The following is a 22846-nucleotide window of genomic DNA, read 5'->3' as shown; positions in this document are numbered from 1 at the left end:
TAAAGAAAGAGGTGTTCTTATAGAGAATGAATACAGATTAAAAATAGGAGTTTTGTGCGCGAAAAGTAGCAGGTCGGATGAGAAATGTGATGCTGGTTGAGTAATAGCGTAAAAACAATGTGATGTCGCTGTTGCGGGGACCTGTAAGGGACGTAAACCGGCGATACCGACGCCTCACATCATTCGGGTCCTTTCACCGATGTAGCCTTGTCAACCGACGAAAAAAAACACCGGAGGTTTCCCTGCCGGTGTTTACATGACGTTGGGCTACTCTCGCAAGATTATGCCGTCGGTCGGGCGATCACGCTGCGGGTTTCCATACGCACTTCGGCGATATTGACCTGCAGAGTATCGCTCTGGCGATAGACGACTTCGCCTTTCACTTGCACCGTGCCAGTATCCTGGCTGCAGACCATTTCATCACGCACCGAGTGAATAAACGGCGCGGGGATAAAGGCGACAGCACCATTGTCCAGCAGGCGTACGCGCAGGCCGCCGCGGGTCACGTCGATGATTTCCGCATTGAAGCGCTCATCGGTGCCGGCTTTGTCTTTCAGGTAGCGTGCATACAGCCAGTCACCGACGTCACGCTCCGCCATGCGGTTAAGACGACGGCGTTCCGCCAATTGGACCGTCACGTCGTCCTGCGGTTTTTCGGCAGGCTGTTCGGCGATGATGGCTTTCAGCAGACGGTGGTTGACCATATCGCCGTATTTACGGATCGGTGAGGTCCAGGTGGCGTAGGCTTCCAGCCCCAGGCCGAAATGCGGGCCTGGCGTGGTACTGATCTCGGCATAGGTCTGGGAACGGCGGATACGGCTGTCGAGGAACTGGGTAGGTTGCGAGTCCAGATGACGGCGCAGTTCGCAGAACCCGTCCAGCGTCAGCAGTTTCTCGGCATCGGCTTCCACACCGTTGGCTTGCAGCACGGTAACCGCCTGTTCAACCAGCGCCGGATCGAAACCGGTATGCACGTTGTAAATCCCGAAGCCCAGGCGATCGCGCAGTACGATGGCGGCGCACACGTTGGAGGCAATCATGCACTCTTCAACGATACGGTTGGCAGTGCGGCGTTGTTCGGTGATGATGTCCAGCACTTCACCTTTTTCGCCCAGAACAAAGCGGTAATCAGGGCGGTCCTTGAACACCAGAGCATGCTGGTGGCGCCAGGCGTTACGAGCATCGCAGACGCGTTTCAACAGGGTGATTTGCTGTGCAATCTCGTCGCTTGGCGGCTGCCAGCCGGCAATGCCTTCCAGCCAGTCGGACACTTCGTCATAAACCAGTTTGGCTTTTGACTCGATCTCGGCGGCGAAGAAACAAATGTCGTCAGCCAATGCGCCATCGGTACCGATGGTGACGCGGCAAGCCAGTACCGGACGGCGTTCGTTCGGGCGCAGCGAGCACAGGTTATCAGACAGATCGCGCGGCAACATCGGAATGTTGAAGCCCGGCAGGTAGTTAGTGAAGGCGCGCTTGCGGGCGATATCATCCAACGGGCTGCCTTGTTCTACGTAAGCGGTAGGATCGGCAATGGCGATAGTCAGTTGCAGTGAGCCGTCGCCGTTGTCCTGAACGAACAACGCATCGTCCATATCCTCGGTGCTGGCGCTGTCAATGGTGACAAAATTCAGCGCGGTCAGATCTTCACGCGGCAGCGCGGCGTCCGGTTCGCTGATGGCCACCATCTCCGGTGCTTCTTTTTCCAGATTATGGCGGGCCAGCGTGACCCACCAAGGAGCCAGATGATCTTCGCCGTCGGTGATGAAGTGGGTCAGATCGGCGTTGAAGCCGCGATCGCCTTTCAACGGGTGGCGGCGCATTTCCGCTACCGCCCAGTCACCGGCCTGGAAGTTGTGGGTCAGTTCACGCACCGGGCGGCACTGAATCGCGTCTTTCAGCAACGGATGGTCGGGCACGATGGACAGGCGGTCATCACGCTTCTGCACGCGGCCGACAAAGCGCGACAGGAATGGCTCGACCAGGGTTTCCGGCTCGGCGATTTCGCGTTCTTTCTCGGTGTGCAGGGTGGCGATCACGCGATCCCCATGCATGACTTTCTTCATGTACGGCGGTGGGATGAAATAGCTCTTTTGACCGTCGACCTCAAGAAAGCCAAAGCCTTTCTCAGTTCCTTTTACTACGCCTTCAACGCGCGGGGTCTGAGAGTGAAGTTGCTGTTTAAGCTGCGCCAGCAGCGGGTTATCTTGAAACATATCGTCCAGTGAATGGGTTGTGAGTGGCAAGATTTGCGGCAGACAGTTTTACGCGAATCACCCGCTGCGGGCAAGCCTAACGTCACGGTTTTCCTGCGTTAGCACGCGATTTTACTGAATATCCGACGATCAAAAGGCGGGAAAGAAAACCGCCGCGCGCAAGGTGGCCGCAGAGCGTCATGCGCCCGGCGTAAACCGGGCGCATCAGGTCAGGCGATACGCCGTGTCGGTTGCGCCGCGCAGCGGCGGATCGTCACCGGAATGGATTTGGAAGTCGGTGTGCCGGTACCGTCGCCAAAGCTGGCCAGTGGCACCAGCGGGTTGGTTTCCGGATAGTAGGCCGCCAGGTTGCCGCGCGGAATATCGTAGCTCACCAGTTTGAAACCGCTCACCTTGCGAATGACGCCGTCATTCCACAGGGTTTCGATCTCCACCAACTCACCGTCCTGCATCTCCAACGCCGCCAGATCTTCCGGGTGGATGAACAGCACTTCACGCTGGCCATACACGCCGCGATAGCGGTCGTCCAACCCATAGATGGTGGTGTTGTACTGATCGTGGGAACGCAGGGTTTGCAGCGTAAAGGGCGCTTTTTTGCCGTCGAAATCCGGGAGCACACTCTTTGGCAGCGGGGCTGCGCTGAATTCCGCTTTACCGCTAGGCGTGGCGAAACGCAATTCGGCGGCGGCATTACCCAAATAGAAACCGCCGGGTTGATCGCAGCGACGGTTGAAATCCTCGAAACCGGGAACGGTGGCGGCGATATGGTCGCGGATCAGCGAATAGTCATCCGCCAGCGCCAGCCAGTCCAACGGCTTGTTGCCCAGCACCGCATTGGCGATGCCACAGACAATGGCGGTTTCCGACCGTTGGGTATCCGCCAGCGGTTTACCGACGCCTTCGGAGGCGTGAACCATGCTGAATGAATCTTCTACCGTGATGTACTGCGGGCCACTGGCCTGCAGATCCTGCTCGGTACGCCCCAGCGTTGGCAGAATCAGCGCGTCTTTACCTGTGACCAGATGACTGCGGTTGAGCTTGGTGCTGATATGCACCGTCAGATCGCAGCAGCGCAGGGCACGGGCGGTGCGTTCGGTATCCGGTGCGGCCGCCGCCAGGTTACCGCCCAGCGCCAGCAGCACCTTCACTTCACCGCGCAGCATCGCTTCGATAGCCTCTACCGTGTTATGGCCCGGCTCGCGTCGTGGGGAGAAGTCGAAATGTTTTTCCAGGCTGTCGAGCAGCGCCTTGGGTGATTTCTCGTCAATGCCCATGGTGCGGTTGCCCTGTACGTTGCTGTGGCCGCGAACCGGGCACAGACCGGCGCCCGGTTTACCCAACTGACCGAACAGCAGTTGCAGGTTGGTTATCTCGCGCACCGTCGGCACCGAATGCTTATGCTGTGTGATGCCCATCGCCCAAGTGCAAATCACCCGTTCGGCGCCCTGATAAATTGCCGCCGCCTGCCGCAACTGCGCTTCGCTGAGGCCAGACTGTTGAATGATGTGGGTCCAGGAGGTGGCATCCACCTGCGCCAGGTAGCTTTCCACGCCGACGCTGTGCTGTTCAATGAACGCCAAATCGAACAGGCCTGATTCACCGGCAGCCAAACGCTGGCGATGGTTTTCCAGCAGAGCTTTCACCATGCCGCGTACTGCCGCCATATCCCCGCCGAGGTTGGGCTGAAAATAAGCAGAACTTATCGGCGAAGATGCCGGCGTCAACATCTGAATAGGGTTTTGCGGATCGGCGAAGCGCTCCAGACCGCGTTCGCGCAGGGTATTAAAACTGACGATGCGCGCCCCACGAGCGGCAGCGTTTTTCAGGCTGTGCAGCATGCGTGGATGGTTGGTGCCGGGATTTTGGCCGAACACAAAGATGGCGTCGGCTTTTTCAAAATCATCCATGCGAATGGTGCCTTTGCCTACGCCGATACTTTGTTTCAACCCGACGCCGCTGGCCTCATGACACATGTTCGAGCAGTCGGGGAAATTGCTGGTGCCGAGCATGCGGCCGAACAGCTGATACAGATAAGAGGCTTCGTTGCTGGCGCGGCCGGAGGTATAAAGTTCGATCTGGTTTGGATTATCCATCTGTTGGATGTGCCGGGCGATCAGCGCTAACGCGTCCGGCCAACCGATCGGCTGGTAATGGTCAGTTTCGGCGTTATAGCGCATCGGATGGGTAATGCGCCCCTGATACTCGAGGAAATAGTCGCTTTGCTGTTGCAGGGTACTGACGCTGTGGGTGGCGAAAAACGCCGGTTCAACCGCACTGCGCGTGGCTTCCCAACTGACCGCCTTGGCGCCGTTTTCGCAAAAGCTGAATGTGCTGTGATTGTCGTCGCCCCAAGCGCAGCCCGGACAGTCGAAGCCGCGTACCTTATTCACGCGCATCAGATTGCGCAGATTTTTCAGCGTCTGTTTGCTGTCGAGCACGTAGCGCGTGGTGGCTTCGAGTGAACCCCAGCCGCCTGCCGCGCCGGTATACGGCTTTATTGACGGTTTGAATTTCATGATTGTCTTCGCATGTGTTGTAGCTAAAAAGTAAACGATTCTTTAATCGTTATAGGTATTTATGTCGCAAGTTTAGGTGGGTAGGGCATGAGCGTCTAATAGAATTAGGTAATCGCGGCATAGAGCGGATTTATCGCGCGTTGTCTTGCTCCTCGGCTGGACATACAAATAGTTTCACTATGTTATCCCCTGAAAAAGACTAATGATTCCGCTGAGCATTCCTTTAGTGCAGTCTATCTCGCGGATTATATTAGAATTTTATTTAAGGATGGGTGAGTGAAGCGTTCAGTATTGTCTGTGATAACCGGAGTTCTGCTGCCGTTGGCAGTACAGGCGGCGGATGCGCCACTCAGTTTCCCTCTCAATACACCGCCGGCGATAGACGCGGCCTCTTACGTATTGATGGATTACACCACCGGCCAGGTATTGGCGGAGAGCAATGCGGACGAACGGCGCAATCCGGCCAGCCTGACCAAACTGATGACCGGATTGGTGATTGATCATGCGCTCGATCAGCACAAAATTGGCCTGGACGACGTGGTGACCGTGGGCAAAGACGCCTGGGCGCAGGGCAATCCGGTGTTCAAGGGGTCCTCGCTGATGTTCCTGAAACCTGGTGACAGGGTCACGGTGCGCGATCTCAGTCGCGGCATTATTATTGATTCCGGCAACGATGCCTGCGTGGCGATGGCGGACTACGTGGCGGGTAACCAGGCCGCGTTCGTCAAACTGATGAATGAAAAAAGTACTCAGCTTGGCCTGCAAAATACCCATTTTGAAACCGTCCACGGGCTGGACGCGCCAGGCCAGTTCACTACGGCCGGCGATCTGGCGGTGATTTCGCGCGCCATCATCATGAGTGAACCGGCGGAATATCATATGTACAGCGAGAAATCGCTGTCCTGGAACGGGATTACCCAACAGAACCGCAATGGGCTGTTGTGGGATAAAAACCTGCGGGTGGATGGCCTGAAAACGGGCCATACCGAATCGGCCGGTTTTAACATTATTGCCTCCGCAACCGAAGGCGACCGACGTTTGATAGCTGTCGTGATGGGCGGTAAAAGCGCAAAAGGGCGAGAAGATCAGGCCCGTAAACTGCTGACCTGGGGTCTGCGAGATTTTGCCACCGTGCATCTGTTTAGTGCCGGGCAAACGCTGGGGCAGGAAAAAGTGTGGTATGGTGATCGCCACCTTGTGCCGGTGGGCAGTGAGCAGGATCAATACATTAGCCTGCCAAAGCGCGAGGCGGACAAGTTGAAAGCTCAGTATGTGATAACCCCGTCGCGTCTTGACGCCCCGTTGACACAGGGGCAGCCGATTGGGGAGATCCGCATCAGCGATAACGGCAAGCTGTTGAAAACCCTGCCGCTGGTGGTGCTGCAGCCGGTAAACAACGGCGGTATGTTCTCGCGCCTGATGGACTATGCGAAGCTGAAACTCTGATCCATCGGGCACAGCGCCCAAAAAGTCCCCGCAGTGATATACTAAGGGCAGTCATTATTTCCCGAGCCGCCTTATGGATATTAAACAACTGATCTACCTGTGTAATCTGGAACGAGAGCGCCACTTTGGCCGGGCGGCGGAAGCCAGTTTCGTTAGCCAGCCTACGTTATCCATGCGGTTGAAAAACCTGGAAAAAGAATTGGGCGTTTCGTTGATCAACCGCGGTAATAACTTTGGAGGTTTTACTGCTGAAGGCGAGCGTGTGTTGGCGTGGGCGCGCGAGATTGTATCGGTTTATCAGGGGTTGAAACTGGAGGTGGAATCGCTCAAGCACGGCTTTAACGGCACCCTGCGTATCGGTGCTGTGCCGCAGTGCAGCATTTCACTGGCGCAAATGCTGAAAGCGGTCAGCGAGCGTTTCCCGCAGTTGGACTATCGGGTCGCGGTGTTGAGCGCCGATCAGTTGCTGGAGGCCTTGACGGCGCATACCGTGGATATCGGCATCGGCTTCTTTGAGTTGGCGACGCTGAAAGAGCTGCATTTTCAGTCGCAGCCTTTGGCTGACGCCGGCGTCGAATTGGTTTTCCATCCGCAGCATTTCCCGCATGTGGTGGGGGATAAACCTTTGACCTTGGCGGAGGTCACCGCGCTGCCGCTGTGCCTGGCTGAACCCACACGTTACTTCCGTCGTTACCTCGATCAAAACTTTCGTGAAGCCGGGTTGACGCTGCATGCGCGCATGGAAACCACGTCTATTTTTCAATTGCTGGAAGGCATTTTTGTTGGCCTGGGCTGCGGCCTGTTTCCGCAAGGTAACTTGCTGCCAGCCATGACGCCGGACCTGCAGCGGCGGCCAGTCGCCATTCCCGCCATGTCGCGGCATGCGGCAGTGGTGATTGCTGAGCCGGGACGGGCGTCACCGTTGGCCCAGCATTTTTTTGACGCCGCAAGCCAGTGGCTGCTGCAGTAATTATGCCGGTTGGTTCTCGCCGATCGTCTGCGTGTCGCCGAGGGTCTGACGTAAACGGTTCTCCCAGGCGTAAAGGGCACCGGTGAGGATTACGTCCAGGGCCTGAGCCTGATTCAGCCCGCTGTTAAACAGCGGCTGTACGCTGCGCGGGGTGAACTTTTCCGGCGTGCGGGTCAGATCTGCGGCAACGCGGATCACCGCCTGGGCCACGGGGTTATCGCTGCTTTCCAGCCCGTGGTTGATGTCGGTGAAGATGGCGCCGGCCAATGCGGTGTCCTGAATATCCTGGGCTACGGTCGATGCGCAGTAGCGGCTGCCGTTAATGCGCGAAACGGCCAGCGTCGCCAGCGCTTTCAACCGCGCCGACAACCCGTAACCGTCCGCGTTGATGCTGTTAAAGACGCCGTTGCGTTCGCGCAGCGCGGGGGCATCGTGGGCCAGCAGCAGATAATAAGGTTCGCTGCGAGCGTCCGGGTGGCTTTGGTCGAGCACGTCGAGCTGTTCAGCGCGAGCGTCTCCCAGGGTTATCGGTGGTAATCGCGATTGCCACGCCAGTTCCTCTTCGGTGAATTCCACCCCTTCGGCATCCTCTATGTTCGGGAAACCGGGCACCACGCCCGTTGGCCGCCCGGCCAGCGCAGCCACGCCGGCGACGACGCGCGCCTGGTAACTGACAAAACCGATAATCTGCGAGAAGGTCACGATATCCGCCGGGCTTAATCCGACATCGCTGAGCTGTTGCAGCGCTTTGCTGCAAATCAAGGTCGGTTGGCTGGCGAGCTGCCGGGCGTATTGCGTGATTTGGGCGAGGCGGATGTTGCTTTCACGTGAGGCGTCAGGGCTGTGCAGCGGGGCGAGGCGAGCAGCGTAATGGCTACAAAGGGATTGAACGCCAGTCACCTGAGCTACGGTCAGCGCGGTACTAAGGCGATCGTAAGGTGACAATGTCACCATTCTTGTCAGTGCCACATGATCCGGGAACAGCACGTGATAGCTGGCGTGCGAGGCATTAAACACCCCGGCGCGCGCGGTCAGTGCGGTGTTCAACGCTTCGTCGGCAAATGCGCCCAGCCCCAGCAAGAATCTGTCGCGGACAGTGGCCGCCTGCGGCTCAAGCGGTTGGTCTCCGCGAACGCTGCTTTGAGTTTCGTGATACCACTGGGCATTATGTTGTCGACGTAGTAGTTCCATAGGGCGGTAATCCTTAATCATGAGCAACGGCCACCGGTGCGACAGGCAGCGGCGGCAAGACAAAAGAGGTGCATACCCTGGGTCGGGCATGAAATGGCAGGATCAGCGGCGGTCATCGCAACACAATGCGTGACCATAAACAGAGAAACCTGCGGCTAAAGCGAGCAGAAACTGCGCGAGTCGGCGATTGCGGGGGCTGTTCATCAGTGCGATATCCTGTCGTTTAATAAGCTCAACGTAGGGGATATCCTCACCGATTCGATAGGCGAGATAAAATAATGTTAAGTGCTAATCAATAACTGAATGGAATAAAATATAATGATATATAACAAAATTGTAATTTGTATTTGAGGTTATTGGATAAGCGCGGCGGGCTGTTCGTCAATAAAAAACCCGCTCGAAAGCGGGTTTCAGACTGCTGACAAAGCCTGTTATTAGGGAGAGCGTGCCGAAGGGGTCGTAGCGGCTTGCCCGCCGGAGTGCCCCTCGGTGCGCTAGGCCCGGGTATCTCGGGTTTAAAGACAACTTTGTCATCAAACTCAAACCCGCTCGAAAGCGGGTTTTCTGCAAGCGTCAGAATCGGCCGCCGTCGCGCCGCCACGCGTCTGCGGTGAGTGCTTCACCGAAATGGCTGGCGATCAGGCGCTTGGTCAGATCGTGCAATGGCGCGGCCAGTACTTCGGCGGTACTGCCACGCTCAACGATTTCCCCTTCGTGCATCACCATAACCTGATCGCTGATGTGCTTCATCATGCCCAGATGCTGAGTCACATAGATGTACGAGATGCCGTGTTTCTCCTGCAGTTCCAGCATCAGGTTGATGATCTGCGAACGCATCGACATATCCAGCGAAGCCAACGCCTCATCGGCGACGATGACCTTGGGCTGCAGGATCAGTGCACGGGCCAGCGCCACACGTTGTTTCTGGCCGGAGGCCAGCATATGCGGATAGTAATAGGCGTGGTCCGGCAGCATCCCCACCTGGCGCAGCGTCTGATAGATGCGCTGTTCACGTTCTGGGCCTTCCAGATCGGTATTCAACCGCAGCGGGGCGTCAAGCAGTTGGCCGATGCGCTGGCGCGGGTTAAGCGACGTACTCGGATCTTGAAATATCATGCGGATACGCTGGCTGCGATAGCGATAATCGCCGTAGCCGAGCCGGTGATCGTCGATCAGCAGTTCACCGGATGATGGCTCAATCATGCCGGACAGCATTTTGGCCAGCGTCGATTTACCGGAGCCGTTTTCACCGATGATCGCCAGCGTCTGCCGTTCACGCAGGGTAAAGCTGACCGATTTCACCGCCTCAACGTGCTGGCGACGGAACAGCCCGGTGCGGTAACGGTAAGTTTTGGTCAGGTTGCGCACTTCCAACAGCGTTTCCATGTTATTGCTCCTCCATGTTCAACGGGAAGTGGCAGGCGAATAAGTGGTTCTTCACCGGGCGCAGGCGCGGCGTCTCGATGCACTTTTTCTGCGCATAAGGGCAGCGAGGCCCCAGCCGGCAACCGATCGGCAGATGTTCCAGCGATGGAATGGCGCCCGGCAGCGTATTGAGTCGGCTTTTATGCGGCAATGAGCGGCCAAAATCCGGCATTGAGCGGATCAGCGCCTGCGTGTACGGATGGTGAGGGGCAGCCAGCAGATCTTCACACTGCGCGCTTTCCACCGTTTGGCCACAGTACAGCACGTTCACTCGATCGGCCCATTTGCTCATCATCTGCAAATCATGGCTGATCAACAAAATGGTGGTGTTGTTGTTTTGATTAAGCCGGGCCAACAGGCGGAAAATTTGCGCCTGGGTGGTGGGCTCCATGGCGTTGGTCGGTTCATCGGCAATCAGCAGACGCGGCTGGTTGGCCAGGGCGATGGCGATCATCACTTTCTGGCATTCGCCTTCGGTCAGTTCGTAGGGGAAGCTGCCCATGATGTCGACATGGTCTTTGATGCCAACGCGGTGCAGCAGCTCAATGGCGCGACGTTTGCGCCAGTTGAAACGCTGCCACCAGCGGCCTTTATAGGTCCAGCCGGGGATCGCCTGCGCCAGTTGGCGGCCGATGCTCTCCGAGGGATCCAGACACGACTGCGGTTCCTGGAAAATCATCGAGACGTTATGTCCGACCAGCTTGCGTCGCTCGCGCGGCGTCAATTGCAGCAGATCGATATCATCAAAGCGGAAACGGTCGGCGGTGACGCGCCAGTTGTCTTTGGTTACGCCGCAAATCGCTTTGGCGATCAGGCTTTTGCCTGAGCCGGATTCACCCACCAGACCCCGTACTTCACCTTCGGTCAGCGTCATGCTGACGCGATCGACCGCCTTGACCGGCCCGTCGGCGGTCATAAATTCAATCGTCAGGTTGCGGATATCAAGTAACGGCATTATTCCACTCCTGCGTTGATTGCGCGGCGCATGCCATCGCCCAACAGGTTAACCAACAACACGCTGATCAGGATTGCCGCACCGGGCAGCATTACCGTCCAGGGCGCGACGTACACCAGCTCCAGCGAATCGCCGAGCATGGCGCCCCATTCCGGCGAAGGTAATTGTGCGCCGAGGTCGAGGAAACCGAGTGCGGCGATGTCCAGGATCGCCATCGACAGCGCACGGGTAAATTCGGTCACCAGCACCGCCGCAATGTTCGGCATCACGGCATACCACAGGATTTGCGGCGTCGAGGCACCGTCGAGGCGCACCGCCACCACATACTCTTTTTCCAGCTCATCGTGCACTGCGCTGTAAATGGTGCGTACCATGCGCGGCAACAACGCCAGCCAGACCGCCAGCATCGCGTGCTCGAGCTTCGGTCCAAGGAACGCCACCACCACAATCGCCAGCAGCAGCGAGGGAATGGAGAGCAGGGTGTCGAGAATATGGTTCAATACCGCTGAACGCAGGCCGTGGGTAACACCGGCAAACACGCCGAGGATCACCCCGAAAAAGGCGGCGGCAACGGTAACCAACAACGCTGAACCATAAGTGGCGGCGGTACCGGTCAACAGACGGCTCAGGATATCGCGGCCGAGATCGTCAGTGCCGAGAAAGAAGGAGACGTTGCCGTAACGCGACCAGGAGGGCGGCAGCAACTGATAACCCAGGAACTGTTGATCGAGCGCATAAGGTGCCAGCAGGCTGCCGAATACGCACAGCAACAGCAGCGCGATCACGCCGTAGAAGCCGATCATCGCCAGGGCATCGCCGTAAAAAATCCGCCAGGTGTAAAGCAGCGGGCTGGGCATTTTCTTTTCGCGGTATACGTTATCTAAGGGCATACCATTCCTTATGTTTCAGTGGGTTGGTTGCTGCGCCCAAAATATCTGCCAGGACGTTAATGGCGATCACCAAGGTGCCGACCACCATCACGCCGGCGGAGATCGCCGCATAATCCTGCTGGCGGATGGCGTTAATCATCCAGCGACCGAGGCCCGGCCAATTGAAGACCACTTCGGTGATCATCGCCAGCGTCAGCATGGTGGAGAACTGCAACCCCAGCTTGGGAACGATAGGCGGCAGCGCGTTATGCAGCACATGACGACGGATAATGGTAAAGCGAGACAAACCCCGAGTAGCGGCGGCTTTGATGTAGTTTTGGTTGAGCACGTCGTCGGTGCTGATACGCATCAGGCGCACTACTTCGGTGGTGGGAGCCACCGCCAGCGCGGTAATCGGCAATATCATATGGCGCAACGCGCTGCCGATCATCTCGGAACGGTACGGCGAATCCGACAGCCAAGCATCAATCAGCGCAAAACCGGTGACGGGCCTGACCTGATACAGCAGATCGAAACGGCCGGAAACCGGCAGCCAGCCAAGGTGCAGCGAGAAAAACAGCATTAACAGCAACGCCAACCAGAAAACCGGCATCGAGAACCCGATCAGGGCAAAGGTGCTGATGGCGGTGTCCTGCCATTTTCCGCGCATCACGCCGGCGATAATCCCCAGCGGAATGCCGATAAACAGCGCCAGAGTGAAAGCAAGGATGCACAGTTCCATGGTGGCGGGGAACACTTCGCGCAGTTGCTCGCTGATCGCCTGGCCGTTAATGCTGGAAACGCCAAAGTCCCAGTGCAGCAGGCTGACAAAGTAAAAGTGGTAGGCATCCAGCAGGGCGGCACCGTTCAGCGGCGCGCGCGGCGTGAAATAGCTCAGGCTAAAGCTGACCAGAGTCAGGAGGAACAGCGTGATCAGCAGCAATAAGATGCGGCGCAAGGTAAAGATAATCACTTTTTCGGCCCCTCCGCGGATTCACGGTACACCCCGGCAAATGACGCGTTGCCGAATGGGCTCAATACCAGTCCTTTGATGTCGTAGCGGTAAGCCTGCAGGCGCAATGAGGACGCCAGCGGCAACACCGGCAGTTGCTGCTCAAGAATTTTTTGCGCCTTCTGGTAGTTTTCGATGCGCTGCGCCAACTGCTGTGACAGCAGGGCATTTTGCAGCACCTCGTCAAACCCCGGGTCACACCAGTGAGCATAGTTGGTTTGTGAGCGGATTGCCGCGCAACTCAATAGCGGCCGGAAGAAACTGTCCGGGTCGTTACTGTCGGTGGCCCAGCCGGTGAGCGTCAGATCGTGGTTCATCTCCATCAGTCGCGCTTCCTGGAAGCGGCCTTCGACCGGCACGATAGTGACGTTAATGCCAACCTGGCCCAAATCGGCCTGGATCAGTTCGGCGGTCTTCAGCGGGCTGGGGTTATAAGATTGCGAGGCGGTTGGTACCCACAGCTTCAGATTCAACGATTCAATACCCGCTTGCTTGAGCATTTCGCGCGATTTGGCGGGATCAAATTCGGTAACGTGCGCTTCATTGTCATAGGCCCACGATGCGCGCGGCAGAATGGAGGCGGCGGTCTCCGCCGTGCCGTAGTAAATCGACTGCATCAGGCGCTGATTGTTGATTGCCAGCGAAATGGCCTGACGCACTTTTAAATTGTTCAGTGGCGGTTTGCGGGTATTGAAAGCCAGATAGGCGATGTTCATGCCCGGCCGCAGCGTGAGGCGCAGGCGTGGATCGTCGCGCAGAATCGAGAGCTGGCTGGCGGCGGGGTAGGCGAGCACGTCGCACTCGCCGGTCAACAACTTCGACAGCCGGCCGGTGCCGCCGGCCCCCAGATCGATCACCACCTGTGGCATACGCGGTTGGCCTTTCCAGTAAACGTCATTGCGCGCCAGACGGATATATTGTCCCGAACGATATTCATTTAACAGGAAGGGCCCGGTGCCGACCGGCTCGCGATCGATCATTTCCTGATGGCCTTCACGCGTCAGGCCTTGCGCATATTCTGCCGACATCACCGGGGCGTAATGGGTCGCGATATGCCATAAAAACGAGGCGTCCGGCGCCTGCAGGCGGATCTCGACGGTGTAATCGTCGATCTTCTTCACGCTTTGCACAGAGTCGCCAAACTGCAGACTGTCGAAGTACGGATACTCGCCGCCGTTGACGTCATGATACGGATGCTTTTGGTTAAACATGCGCTCAAAGCTGAACACCACGTCATCGGCGTTCAATTTGCGGGTCGGCGTAAACCAGGCGGTGGTCTGGAACGGCACGTCCTTGCGCAAGTTGAAGCGGTAGGTTGCGCCGTTATCCAGCACTTCCCAACTTTGCGCCAGTTCGGGGATCAGCCGGTAGGTATAAGGGTCGACATCCAGCAGGCGATCGTACAGCTGTGCGGCCAGGGTATCGACCGTCAGCCCGCTGCTGGCCATCTGCGGATTAAAGGTGTTCAGTATGCCGCTGACGCAATAGACAAAGCCGCTTTGGCGGATATCCGGCAACGGCGGCGCCGCGGTGGGCGCGGGCGGTGTTGAGGCCAGGGCGGAACTCGCCAGGCAGCTCAATGACAGTATCCAAAGGGGTAAACCACGCATAGAGGCTTCATGGGTTAATAAGCAATAGCGTTAGTGTATCGCACTCTGGCGAACTGCCCAATCCATTGAGCAAAATGGCAGAGTTTTCTGCGACTTGATTGAACAGTTTGCCGCCACAGGCAAAAAATCTTCAAAATGATATGTTATAACATAACAAATTAATGTTACCGTCCTCAGGCACGATATCAATAACCACAAGGGGACGTATGAACAAGATTGCACTTCCACCCAGCCAGCCGTTGCCGGATGCCCAGGCCTGGCGGGGTGAGATGAGTGAAGTCGGGCTCGATTGGGTCGGGATGCAAGAGATAGCGCTGCCGCTGGAGCTTGCGGGAAAACCGCTGATGGCGAAGGTTAATGCCGGAATCAATCTGCGTGCCGGTCGGCAGGGCGTGCGCGGAATACACATGTCGCGGCTGTATCTTGCGCTGGATGAATTGGCGCAGGGCGAACTGACGCCGCAGCGCATCGGGCGAACGCTGGATGCCTTTTTGGCTTCGCAGCCTGAACACAGCGACCATGCCAACCTGAGCATCCGCGGCGAGTTGCTGGTGTCACGTCCGGCGCTACTCTCGCCGCACCGCGGCTGGAAAGCCTATCCGCTGTGCATTGATGCCACGTTGACCCAGACTCTGACGCTGTCGTTGACTGTCGGCGTGCCCTATTCCTCCACCTGTCCCAGCTCGGCGGCGCTCAGCCGTCAACTGGCGCAACAGCAGTTTCAGTTTGATTTTGAACAGGAGTCGGACAGGGTCGATCGGCAGCTGGTGATCGATTGGCTGGGTGAGCAGGGAATGCCCGCGACCCCACACAGCCAGCGGAGTTGGGCCTGGGTAACGCTGACGCTCAGCGGCAGTGAATCGGCGTTACCGGTGATCAGTTTAATCGATCGCATTGAGCATGCGCTGGGCACGCCGTCGCAAACGTTGGTAAAGCGCCGGGACGAACAGGCATTTGCCCTGGCTAACGGTCAGAACCTGATGTTTTGCGAAGACGCCGCGCGTCGTCTGTACCGGATGCTACGTAGTCAATGCGGCCTGCGGGGATTCTCGCTGCGGGTGGAGCATCAGGAAAGCCTGCATGCCCACAATGCAGTGGCCGAACTGAGCTGGCGGGAGGAAAGCGATGCTGCGTAAAAACCCCAGTGGTCACCTGCCGCAGGTATCGCCAAAGGCCTATATCGATCCTACCGCCATTATCTGTGGCCGAGTGGTTATCGAAGATTTTGTCTACGTCGGCCCCTACGCGGTGATCCGCGCCGATGAACTGAATGCGGTCGGCGACATGGAACCGATCGTTATCGGTTCTCACTCGAATATTCAAGACGGGGTGGTGATCCACTCGAAAAGCGGCGCGGCAGTCACCATCGGCAGTTACAGCTCTATCGCTCATCGTGCGATTGTTCACGGCCCGTGCCGCATCGAGGATCGGGTGTTTATCGGTTTCAACAGCGTGCTGTTCAACTGCCATATCCGTTCCGGCTGCGTGGTGCGGTACAACGCGGTGGTGGATGGCGTCACGCTGCCGGAGAACTTGTATATCCCATCGACCGAACGCGTCGGCGTCGACAGCGATCTGTCGTCGTATCGTCAGGTTGATCGTCGCGCACTGCAATTTTCTGAAGAGGTGGCCGCTACTAACGTTGAACTGGTTCGCGGCTACCAGGCATTACGCAATGAGTTTTAAGTGAGGAACCTGATGAATCCGTTACCCGTTACCGTACTTTCCGGTTTTCTCGGCGCCGGTAAAACCACGGTGCTGAACCATATTCTGAATAACCGCCAGGGCATGCGCGTGGCGGTTATTGTCAACGACATGAGCGAAGTGAACATTGATGCCGCGATGATCGAAAACCAGGTCCAGCTCGATCGCCGGCAGGAAAAACTGGTGGAAATGAGCAACGGCTGCATCTGCTGCACGCTGCGTGAAGATCTGTTGATTTCGGTACGTGAACTGGCGCAGGCCGGTCGCTTCGATTATCTGCTGATTGAATCCAGTGGGATCTCAGAGCCGCTGCCGGTGGCGGAAACGTTCACCTTTGAGGACGAACAGGGTGAAAGCCTGTCGCAGTTCGCCCGGTTGGACACGCTGGTCACGGTGGTGGATGGCGTGAATTTTATGCAGCAATACCAGCAGGCTCAGACCTTGCAGGAGGCCGGGCAAAGCCTGGGCGAGGACGATCTGCGCAGCGTGGCGGACCTGCTTATCGAGCAAATCGAATTTTGCGATGTGATGCTGGTGAGTAAAACCGACTTGCTGACGTCAGAACAGCAGGGGGAAATCATGGCGCTGCTCGCCAGCCTTAACCCGGATGCCAATATTGTCCCCATCTCCCTCGGTAAATTACCGCTGGAGGCGGTATTGAACACCGGCAGTTTCAGCTTCGAAAAGGCCCAACAGGCACCGGGCTGGTTGAAGGAGTTGCGGGGTGAACATGTTCCGGAGACGGAAAACTATGGCATCAGCAGCTTTGTCTATCAGGCGCGGCGGCCGTTTGCGCCGGATAAGTTTTATCGGATGATCAACGGCGACTGGGGGGGCTGCAAGCTGTTGCGTTCAAAGGGGTTCTTCTGGCTGGCTACGCGCCCGAGACAAGCGGGGCAGTGGAGTCAGGCCGGTGGCATCGCTCATTATGGGCTGGCGGGCACCTTCTGGCGCGCGCTGGCGCAGGAGAACTGGCCACAAGATGAAGAAACCCGGGCGCAGATCCAGGCGAAATGGGTGGAGCCGTTTGGCGATATGCGTCAGGAGCTGGTGTTTATCGGCCAGAATTTGCGACAGGCGGAAATCACCGGTTTGCTGGATGCCTGCCTGTTGAGCGATGACCAAATGGCGGCGGGGGTGGACTATTGGCTGGATATGGCCGATCCCTTCCCTGAATGGTAAGTGCACAATATCCGCGTGGTAATGAGAGAAATTCTCAACAAAGTACTTTTCAGATGATACTGATAACCATTATCATCTTTTGGCGGTTCACGGAAGGCCACTTTTAGTGGTTTTGCCGTGAAAGGCACGACATTGCTCACATTGCTTCCAGTGTTTTTTAAGCCAGCTTGGGTGCTGGCTTTTTTTTGCCCATTAATCTTCTTCCGCATCCCCATTTTGCAGGAGTGCATGTTTTTTCAGCATCCCCCGCAACTGATGATAGGTCAGCCCCAGCAGGCCCGCAGCCCTGCGTTGGTTAAATTTCCCTTGTTGCAGCGCCGCTTCGATCAACGACTTTTCCTGTTCCAACTGCCAGGTTTTTAAATCCAGCGGTAGCGTCGGTCGGTCATTGCGCGTTTCGCGCTCCGGCAGCGGGAGGGGGGATTCCCGTTGGGCAAAGGGATTGATAACGATCTCATCGAGCGCGTTGGCGCTGGTGCCGTGCCGGTATACGGAACGTTCCACCACGTTTTTCAATTCCCGCACGTTGCCCGGCCAGCTATAGGCGATCAGCGTATCCCTGGCGCGTTCGGTAAAGCCGGGGAACAACTGCAGCGACAGCTCGCGGCACATCTGAATTGCAAAGTGTTCTGCAAGCAACATGATGTCTTGCTGCCGCTGGCGCAGCGGCGGCAGTTGAACGACGTCGAACGCCAGCCGGTCCAACAGGTCGGCGCGGAATTTCCCCGCTGCCGCCAGCGCAGGCAAGTCATCGTTGGTGGCACACACCAACCGCACATCAACTTGCAGCGGTTGGCTGCCGCCTACGCGCTCCAGGTGGCCGTATTCAATCACCCGCAGCAGTTTTTCCTGCACTAGCATGGGGGCGGTGGCCAGTTCGTCGAGAAACAGCGTGCCACCGTCGGCGCGCTCAAAGCGACCCAGATGGCGTTTCTGCGCACCGGTAAAAGCACCCGCTTCATGGCCGAACAGCTCGGAATCCAGTAAGTTTTCATTCAAAGCCGCGCAGTTAAGCGAGATAAACGGCCCTTGCCATCGGTTGGAGAGGTAGTGCAGACGGTGGGCGATAAGCTCTTTACCGGTGCCGCGTTCACCGATCACCAGCACCGGCTTGTTCAATTTTGCCAGTTGCGAGACTTGCTCCAATACTTCGACAAAGGCGTTAGCTTCGCCCAACAGGTTTTCTAACTGTTCGCTCATGATGAAATTCGCCAATGTTTGGTGAAAATAATCACTCTACAGCATGCTGGCGGAGAGTCAAAAATAAATAATCGTTATTATTCAAAGGAGTAAAAGTTGGCACGAGTTTTGATTAAGTCTTTGGGCAAGCTGTATTATTTAACGCGGCGCTTCAGACGCCATCAGAACCAAGAGGAAGTGAATTATGGGTATTTTTTCTCGTTTTGCCGACATCGTGAACGCCAACATCAATACGTTGCTGGATAAGGCGGAAGATCCGCAAAAACTGGTGCGCCTGATGATCCAGGAGATGGAAGACACACTGGTTGAAGTTCGTTCCACCTCGGCGCGTGCGCTGGCGGAGAAAAAGCAACTGCTGCGCCGCATTGAGCAGGGTGAGAATCAGCTCAACGATTGGCAGGACAAGGCAGAGCTTGCGCTGCGCAAAGATAAAGAAGACCTTGCCCGTGCGGCGCTGATCGAAAAACAGAAGGTGGCTGACCTGATCTCTACGCTGACCCACGAAGTGTCTACCGTGGAAGAGACATTGGCCCGGATGAAAAGTGAAATCGGCGAGCTGGAAAACAAGCTGACCGAAACCCGTGCGCGCCAGCAGGCGCTAACGCTGCGCCATCAGGCAGCATCCTCTTCCCGTGACGTGCGCCGCCAGCTCGACAGCGGCAAACTGGATGAGGCGATGGCGCGTTTCGAACAGTTCGAGCGCCGTATCGATCATATGGAAGCCGAAGCGGAAAGCGTCATCATCGGTAAAAAGAAGTCTCTGGACCAGGAATTTGCCGAACTGAAAGCCGACGATGCCATCAGCGAACAACTGGCGGCGCTGAAGGCCAAAATGAACCGCACTGAGTAAGGCGACAGCGGCCACGGCGATGTGGCCGCCTATTAAAGACGCAATAAGAAGGAAAAGAAATGAGTGCTCTACTACTTGCCATTCCGTTGACAATCTTTGTGTTGTTTGTCGCACCGATTTGGCTTTGGCTGCATTACAGCAATCGGCAACAAAACGGCATTCAACTGAGCCATCAGGAAATGCAGCGTCTGGCACAGTTGGCCGACGATGCCAAGCGCATGCGTGAACGCATTCAGGCGCTGGAAGAAATCCTCGATGCAGAACACCCAAACTGGAGACAGTCTTGATGAGCAATACTCTGGGCAGTAAAAAGCTTTATCGCGTACCTGAGGAAGGCATGGTGAAGGGCGTCTGCGCCGGGCTGGCCCATTATTTCGATGTGCCGGTGCGCCTGATCCGCGTAATAGTGGTGCTGTCGATGATTTTCGGCCTGTTTTTCTTCACGCTGGTGGCCTATTTCGCGCTGGTTTTCGTGCTGGATGAAGCGCCGGCCAGCCGTTTCGAAGGCGAGAACCACAAGACGCCGCGCCAGTTGCTCGATCAACTGGAGTACGAACTGGGCAGTGGCGAGCAGCAACTGCGCCAGGTTGAGCGTTATGTCACGTCGGACACTTTCGGCGTGCAAAGCCGTTTCCGCAAGTTATAACCCCGCCTTGCGTGCAATGACCTGTGCGTGGCGCAGGTCAGGCATTTCACCTGCCATCATCCTTTTCATGCAAACCGTGCCGGAGGGCATTGATAATGAATAAAACCTATGCCGCAAAGGCCGTTAAATCCGCAGGAATTAAACAAGGAGCAGGTACAGTGTTGAAGACATTGTCTAAAGTGATCATCATAGCGTTACTGAATTACGGCCCTGCCGGCGCGGCCGGCTGGTTGTTGCGGACCGTTGGCCGCAAACCGATTCGCTTTGTGCTGGCGCTGGTGCTGGAACCCCTGTTCCGCAAAGGCCTGAACAAGGTATTTGGGCGTTACGCCAAGGAGAACAATGAAACGACTGCAAAATGAGTTAACCTCGCTGGTCAACCGCGGGATGGATCGCCATTTGCGTCTGGCGGTGACCGGTCTTAGCCGCAGCGGCAAAACCGCCTTTATCACCGCCTTCGTCAATCAGTTGCTGCATGTTCACAGCGGTGCGCGCATGCCGTTGTTTTCGCCAGTACGCGAAGAGCGACTTCTGGGCGTGAAACGCATTCCGCAGCGCGATCTTGGCATTCAACGTTTTACCTATGATGAAGGGTTGGCGCAGCTTTATGGCACCCCGCCAAGTTGGCCGACCCCGACGCGTGGCGTCAGCGAAATTCGCCTGGCGCTGCGCTACCGTTCCAACGACTCGTTGCTGCGGCATTTTAAAGATACCTCGACGCTGTATCTGGAAATCGTCGATTATCCCGGTGAATGGTTGCTGGACTTGCCCATGCTGGAACAGGACTATCTGGCCTGGTCGCGCCAGATGGCCGGTCTGTTGCAGGGCGATCGCGCCGAGTGGGCCAAACCCTGGCTAGAACTGTGCAAAGGTTGCGATCCGCTCGCGCCGGCTGACGAGAACAAGTTGGCGGCCATTGCTCAGGCCTACACCGACTATCTGTTGCGTTGCAAAAGCGAAGGCTTGCACTTTATCCAGCCGGGCCGCTTCGTGCTGCCGGGGGATCTGGCTGGCGCGCCGGCGCTGCAGTTCTTCCCGTGGCCCAATGTCGACAGCCTCGGCGAATCGAAGCTGGCGCAGGCTGACAAGCACACCAACATCGGCATGCTGCGAGCGCGTTTCAATTACTACTGCCAATCCATCGTCAAAAACTTCTATAAAGAACATTTCGTCCGTTTCGATCGGCAGATTGTGCTGGTTGACTGTCTGCAACCGCTCAACAGCGGTCCACAGGCGTTCAACGATATGCGCCTGGCGCTGACCCAATTGATGCAAAGTTTCCACTACGGCAAGCGCACGCTGTTCCGTCGCTTGTTCTCGCCGACCATCGACAAGCTGATGTTTGCCGCCACCAAGGCGGATCACATTACCGCCGACCAGCACGCCAATCTGGTGTCGTTGTTGCAGCAGTTGGTGCAGGAAGCGTGGCAGAACGCGGCGTTTGAGGGCATCAGCATGGACTGTGTGGGGTTGGCTTCCGTACAGGCGACCGAAAGCGGCATCGTCGACCACCAGGGACAGCGGATCCCGGCCTTGAAGGGCAACCGCCTCGCCGATGGCGCACCGTTGACGGTGTTCCCCGGCGAAGTGCCGGCGCGTTTGCCTGGGCCGGCTTTCTGGCAAAACCAGGGTTTTCACTTTGATGAGTTTCGGCCTCGGGCCATGAGCGTGGACAGCCCGTTGCCGCATATCCGCCTGGATGCGGTGATGGAGTTTTTACTGGGAGATAAATTGCGATGAGCGAACCGATAAAGCCGCGTATCGATTTTGAAGAGCCGTTGCAGCCGCCGCAGGAGCCGATATTGCGCGCCAACGTCGCCTTTGATGAACAGCAGGCGGAGCGTTTTTTCCCGGCAGCACCAGAATTGGAACAAGAAGAGGAAGAAGGGCGCGCCGAAGGCATTATCAATGCCGCCTTGAAACCCAAACGCAGCCTGTGGCGCAAAATGGTTACTGCCGGGTTGGCGTTGTTCGGCGTCAGCGTGGTGGCGCAGGGCGTGCAGTGGGTGCATACCGCCTGGGTGCAGCAGGATTGGATTGCCATGGGCGGCGGCGTGGCAGGCGGCTTGATCGTGTTTGCCGGGGTGGGGTCGGTCGTGACCGAATGGCGCCGGTTGTATCGTCTGCGCCAGCGTGCGCAAGAGCGCGACGTCGCGCGGGAACTGTTGCACAGCCACGGGTTGGGCAAGGGGCGTGAATTCTGCGAGAAGCTGGCACGACAGGCCGGCCTCGATCAGGGGCACCCGGCGTTACAGCGCTGGCAGGCTTCGCTGCATGAAACTCAAAATGACCGTGAAGTGGTGGCGCTCTACGCCAAGCTGGTACAGCCCGTCCTGGATAATCAGGCCCGTCGTGAAATCAGCCGTTCGGCGGCCGAATCCACATTAATGATCGCCGTCAGCCCGCTGGCGCTGGTGGATATGGCGTTTATCGCCTGGCGTAACATTCGGCTGATCAACCGCATTGCGGCGTTGTACGGCATCGAGTTGGGCTATTTCAGCCGTCTGCGGCTGTTCCGCCTGGTGCTGCTGAATATCGCCTTTGCCGGTGTGTCCGAACTGGTACGTGAAGTGGGAATGGATTGGATGTCACAGGATCTGGCTGCACGGCTGTCCGCCCGCGCAGCCCAAGGCATTGGCGCCGGTTTGCTGACCGCCAGGCTGGGCATCAAGGCGATGGAGCTGTGCCGCCCGCTTCCGTGGCTGGAAGGTGAGAAGCCCAAGCTCGGAGATTTCCGCAGCCAGTTGGTCGGTCAACTGAAAGACGCCATGAAAAAAAACGACAATAAAGCCAAGTAACTCACCAACTGCGCCCGCCCTGGGCGCAGTTGTTTGTTTCTGCATCAATAGCCACCGCACAGCTCAATACGTAACCCCTGGTTGACGAAAGACGATCACCCTGTAATCACATTATATTTATCTAAAAAATTATTGCCGGTTATGATAACTCTCTGCAAATGAACTAAAATGACGCCGATGGTGTTATTTACTTGCGTTTAAAATCATCAACAACGGCGATAAATCAGAGTTCTGTCAACTTTTGCTGACAGATTGC

The 22846-nt window shown here is 57.0% G+C and carries 20 protein-coding genes; 11 read left to right on the top strand and 9 right to left on the bottom strand.

Translation table 11 applies throughout. The features are described from left to right. Window positions 1-281: 281 nt before the first annotated feature. Both JEM67_RS15165 and JEM67_RS15160 read right to left on the bottom strand, forming a co-directional pair. Window positions 282-2216 (bottom strand): exoribonuclease II, encoded by a 1935-nt coding sequence (locus tag JEM67_RS15165; protein WP_199636021.1) that lies wholly within the window; start codon window positions 2214-2216, stop codon window positions 282-284. Window positions 2217-2425: 209 nt separating this feature from the next. Then, window positions 2426-4732: an FdhF/YdeP family oxidoreductase gene (locus JEM67_RS15160; protein WP_199636020.1), complete on the bottom strand. Its 2307-nt coding sequence runs from the start codon at window positions 4730-4732 to the stop codon at window positions 2426-2428. 276 nt (window positions 4733-5008) lie between these two features. Between JEM67_RS15160 and dacD the strand changes: the two genes are divergently transcribed. Both dacD and JEM67_RS15150 read left to right on the top strand, forming a co-directional pair. Then, window positions 5009-6178 (top strand): serine-type D-Ala-D-Ala carboxypeptidase DacD, encoded by a 1170-nt coding sequence (dacD, locus tag JEM67_RS15155; RefSeq protein ID WP_199636019.1) that lies wholly within the window; start codon window positions 5009-5011, stop codon window positions 6176-6178. Window positions 6179-6251: 73 nt separating this feature from the next. After that, a complete protein-coding gene (locus JEM67_RS15150; protein ID WP_199636018.1) occupies window positions 6252-7148 on the top strand; it encodes a LysR family transcriptional regulator in 897 nt (298 codons plus the stop codon). Here JEM67_RS15150 and JEM67_RS15145 read toward each other — a convergent pair whose 3' ends face one another. The 6 genes from JEM67_RS15145 to sapA all read right to left on the bottom strand — a co-directional run bounded on the left by JEM67_RS15145 (window position 7149) and on the right by sapA (window position 14210). Continuing rightward, a complete protein-coding gene (locus JEM67_RS15145) occupies window positions 7149-8339 on the bottom strand; it encodes a CMD domain-containing protein (protein ID WP_199636017.1) in 1191 nt (396 codons plus the stop codon). A gap of 573 nt (window positions 8340-8912) precedes the next feature. Then, complete coding sequence (gene sapF / locus JEM67_RS15140; RefSeq protein ID WP_013813118.1) at window positions 8913-9725, bottom strand: putrescine export ABC transporter ATP-binding protein SapF; 813 nt, start codon at window positions 9723-9725, stop codon at window positions 8913-8915. 1 nt (window position 9726) lies between these two features. Continuing rightward, complete coding sequence (sapD, locus tag JEM67_RS15135; RefSeq protein ID WP_004945143.1) at window positions 9727-10719, bottom strand: putrescine export ABC transporter ATP-binding protein SapD; 993 nt, start codon at window positions 10717-10719, stop codon at window positions 9727-9729. Continuing rightward, window positions 10719-11609 carry a putrescine export ABC transporter permease SapC gene (sapC, locus tag JEM67_RS15130; protein ID WP_006325668.1) on the bottom strand — a complete coding sequence of 297 codons (891 nt, stop codon included), beginning with the start codon at window positions 11607-11609 and terminating at the stop codon, window positions 10719-10721. The genes sapD and sapC overlap by 1 nt, the downstream gene beginning before the upstream one ends. Next, window positions 11596-12561 carry a putrescine export ABC transporter permease SapB gene (gene sapB, locus JEM67_RS15125; protein ID WP_199636016.1) on the bottom strand — a complete coding sequence of 322 codons (966 nt, stop codon included), beginning with the start codon at window positions 12559-12561 and terminating at the stop codon, window positions 11596-11598. The genes sapC and sapB overlap by 14 nt, the downstream gene beginning before the upstream one ends. After that, a complete protein-coding gene (gene sapA, locus JEM67_RS15120; RefSeq protein WP_013813116.1) occupies window positions 12558-14210 on the bottom strand; it encodes an ABC transporter substrate-binding protein SapA in 1653 nt (550 codons plus the stop codon). The genes sapB and sapA overlap by 4 nt, the downstream gene beginning before the upstream one ends. 206 nt (window positions 14211-14416) lie before the next feature. On the opposite strand from sapA, the gene folE2 reads away from it, so the two are divergent. From folE2 to zigA, 3 genes are read left to right on the top strand one after another with little or no spacing between them, the layout of a single operon-like run. Further along, a complete protein-coding gene (gene folE2, locus JEM67_RS15115; RefSeq protein ID WP_199636015.1) occupies window positions 14417-15346 on the top strand; it encodes a GTP cyclohydrolase FolE2 in 930 nt (309 codons plus the stop codon). Then, complete coding sequence (locus tag JEM67_RS15110) at window positions 15336-15896, top strand: carbonate dehydratase (RefSeq protein ID WP_199636014.1); 561 nt, start codon at window positions 15336-15338, stop codon at window positions 15894-15896. The genes folE2 and JEM67_RS15110 overlap by 11 nt, the downstream gene beginning before the upstream one ends. Before the next feature lie 12 nt (window positions 15897-15908). Then, window positions 15909-17096 carry a zinc metallochaperone GTPase ZigA gene (zigA, locus tag JEM67_RS15105; RefSeq protein ID WP_199636013.1) on the top strand — a complete coding sequence of 396 codons (1188 nt, stop codon included), beginning with the start codon at window positions 15909-15911 and terminating at the stop codon, window positions 17094-17096. 192 nt (window positions 17097-17288) lie between these two features. On the opposite strand, the gene pspF is transcribed toward zigA, so the two are convergent. Then, complete coding sequence (pspF, locus tag JEM67_RS15100; RefSeq protein ID WP_199636012.1) at window positions 17289-18296, bottom strand: phage shock protein operon transcriptional activator; 1008 nt, start codon at window positions 18294-18296, stop codon at window positions 17289-17291. A 184-nt stretch (window positions 18297-18480) separates the two neighbouring features. On the opposite strand from pspF, the gene pspA reads away from it, so the two are divergent. The 6 genes from pspA to JEM67_RS15070 all read left to right on the top strand — a co-directional run bounded on the left by pspA (window position 18481) and on the right by JEM67_RS15070 (window position 22590). Further along, window positions 18481-19146 (top strand): phage shock protein PspA, encoded by a 666-nt coding sequence (gene pspA, locus JEM67_RS15095; protein WP_004945117.1) that lies wholly within the window; start codon window positions 18481-18483, stop codon window positions 19144-19146. Between the two features lie 59 nt (window positions 19147-19205). Further along, on the top strand, window positions 19206-19433 hold the full coding sequence (pspB, locus tag JEM67_RS15090; RefSeq protein ID WP_006319541.1) for an envelope stress response membrane protein PspB: 228 nt from the start codon (window positions 19206-19208) through the stop codon (window positions 19431-19433). Continuing rightward, window positions 19433-19792: an envelope stress response membrane protein PspC gene (gene pspC, locus JEM67_RS15085; protein ID WP_199636011.1), complete on the top strand. Its 360-nt coding sequence runs from the start codon at window positions 19433-19435 to the stop codon at window positions 19790-19792. The genes pspB and pspC overlap by 1 nt, the downstream gene beginning before the upstream one ends. A 95-nt stretch (window positions 19793-19887) precedes the next feature. Beyond that, window positions 19888-20154: a phage shock protein PspD gene (gene pspD, locus JEM67_RS15080; protein ID WP_006319543.1), complete on the top strand. Its 267-nt coding sequence runs from the start codon at window positions 19888-19890 to the stop codon at window positions 20152-20154. Then, window positions 20135-21532, top strand: coding sequence for a YcjX family protein (locus tag JEM67_RS15075; protein WP_197930919.1), 1398 nt, complete (start codon window positions 20135-20137; stop codon window positions 21530-21532). Before pspD ends, JEM67_RS15075 begins: the two co-directional genes overlap by 20 nt. Then, window positions 21529-22590, top strand: a complete 1062-nt coding sequence (locus tag JEM67_RS15070; protein ID WP_199636010.1) for a YcjF family protein — start codon at window positions 21529-21531, stop codon at window positions 22588-22590. The genes JEM67_RS15075 and JEM67_RS15070 overlap by 4 nt, the downstream gene beginning before the upstream one ends. Window positions 22591-22846: the final 256 nt, after the last annotated feature.

The sequence above is a fragment of the Serratia sp. PAMC26656 genome (genome assembly GCF_016469055.2).
GTDB lineage: Bacteria > Pseudomonadota > Gammaproteobacteria > Enterobacterales > Enterobacteriaceae > Serratia > Serratia plymuthica.
This window is presented reverse-complemented; position numbering and strand designations above follow the sequence as displayed.

What these genes read in the sequence shown, in the direction of transcription:
- JEM67_RS15165 (WP_199636021.1), bottom strand. Translation starts at nt 2,216, where the DNA reads ATGTTTCAAGATAACCCGCTGCTGGCGCAGCTTAAACAGCAACTTCAC.
- JEM67_RS15160 (WP_199636020.1), bottom strand. Translation starts at nt 4,732, where the DNA reads ATGAAATTCAAACCGTCAATAAAGCCGTATACCGGCGCGGCAGGCGGC.
- JEM67_RS15150 (WP_199636018.1), top strand. Translation starts at nt 6,252, where the DNA reads ATGGATATTAAACAACTGATCTACCTGTGTAATCTGGAACGAGAGCGC.
- JEM67_RS15145 (WP_199636017.1), bottom strand. Translation starts at nt 8,339, where the DNA reads ATGGAACTACTACGTCGACAACATAATGCCCAGTGGTATCACGAAACT.
- sapF (WP_013813118.1), bottom strand. Translation starts at nt 9,725, where the DNA reads ATGGAAACGCTGTTGGAAGTGCGCAACCTGACCAAAACTTACCGTTAC.
- sapD (WP_004945143.1), bottom strand. Translation starts at nt 10,719, where the DNA reads ATGCCGTTACTTGATATCCGCAACCTGACGATTGAATTTATGACCGCC.
- sapC (WP_006325668.1), bottom strand. Translation starts at nt 11,609, where the DNA reads ATGCCCTTAGATAACGTATACCGCGAAAAGAAAATGCCCAGCCCGCTG.
- sapA (WP_013813116.1), bottom strand. Translation starts at nt 14,210, where the DNA reads ATGCGTGGTTTACCCCTTTGGATACTGTCATTGAGCTGCCTGGCGAGT.
- folE2 (WP_199636015.1), top strand. Translation starts at nt 14,417, where the DNA reads ATGAACAAGATTGCACTTCCACCCAGCCAGCCGTTGCCGGATGCCCAG.
- JEM67_RS15110 (WP_199636014.1), top strand. Translation starts at nt 15,336, where the DNA reads ATGCTGCGTAAAAACCCCAGTGGTCACCTGCCGCAGGTATCGCCAAAG.
- zigA (WP_199636013.1), top strand. Translation starts at nt 15,909, where the DNA reads ATGAATCCGTTACCCGTTACCGTACTTTCCGGTTTTCTCGGCGCCGGT.
- pspF (WP_199636012.1), bottom strand. Translation starts at nt 18,296, where the DNA reads ATGAGCGAACAGTTAGAAAACCTGTTGGGCGAAGCTAACGCCTTTGTC.
- pspA (WP_004945117.1), top strand. Translation starts at nt 18,481, where the DNA reads ATGGGTATTTTTTCTCGTTTTGCCGACATCGTGAACGCCAACATCAAT.
- pspB (WP_006319541.1), top strand. Translation starts at nt 19,206, where the DNA reads ATGAGTGCTCTACTACTTGCCATTCCGTTGACAATCTTTGTGTTGTTT.
- pspC (WP_199636011.1), top strand. Translation starts at nt 19,433, where the DNA reads ATGAGCAATACTCTGGGCAGTAAAAAGCTTTATCGCGTACCTGAGGAA.
- pspD (WP_006319543.1), top strand. Translation starts at nt 19,888, where the DNA reads ATGAATAAAACCTATGCCGCAAAGGCCGTTAAATCCGCAGGAATTAAA.
- JEM67_RS15075 (WP_197930919.1), top strand. Translation starts at nt 20,135, where the DNA reads ATGAAACGACTGCAAAATGAGTTAACCTCGCTGGTCAACCGCGGGATG.
- JEM67_RS15070 (WP_199636010.1), top strand. Translation starts at nt 21,529, where the DNA reads ATGAGCGAACCGATAAAGCCGCGTATCGATTTTGAAGAGCCGTTGCAG.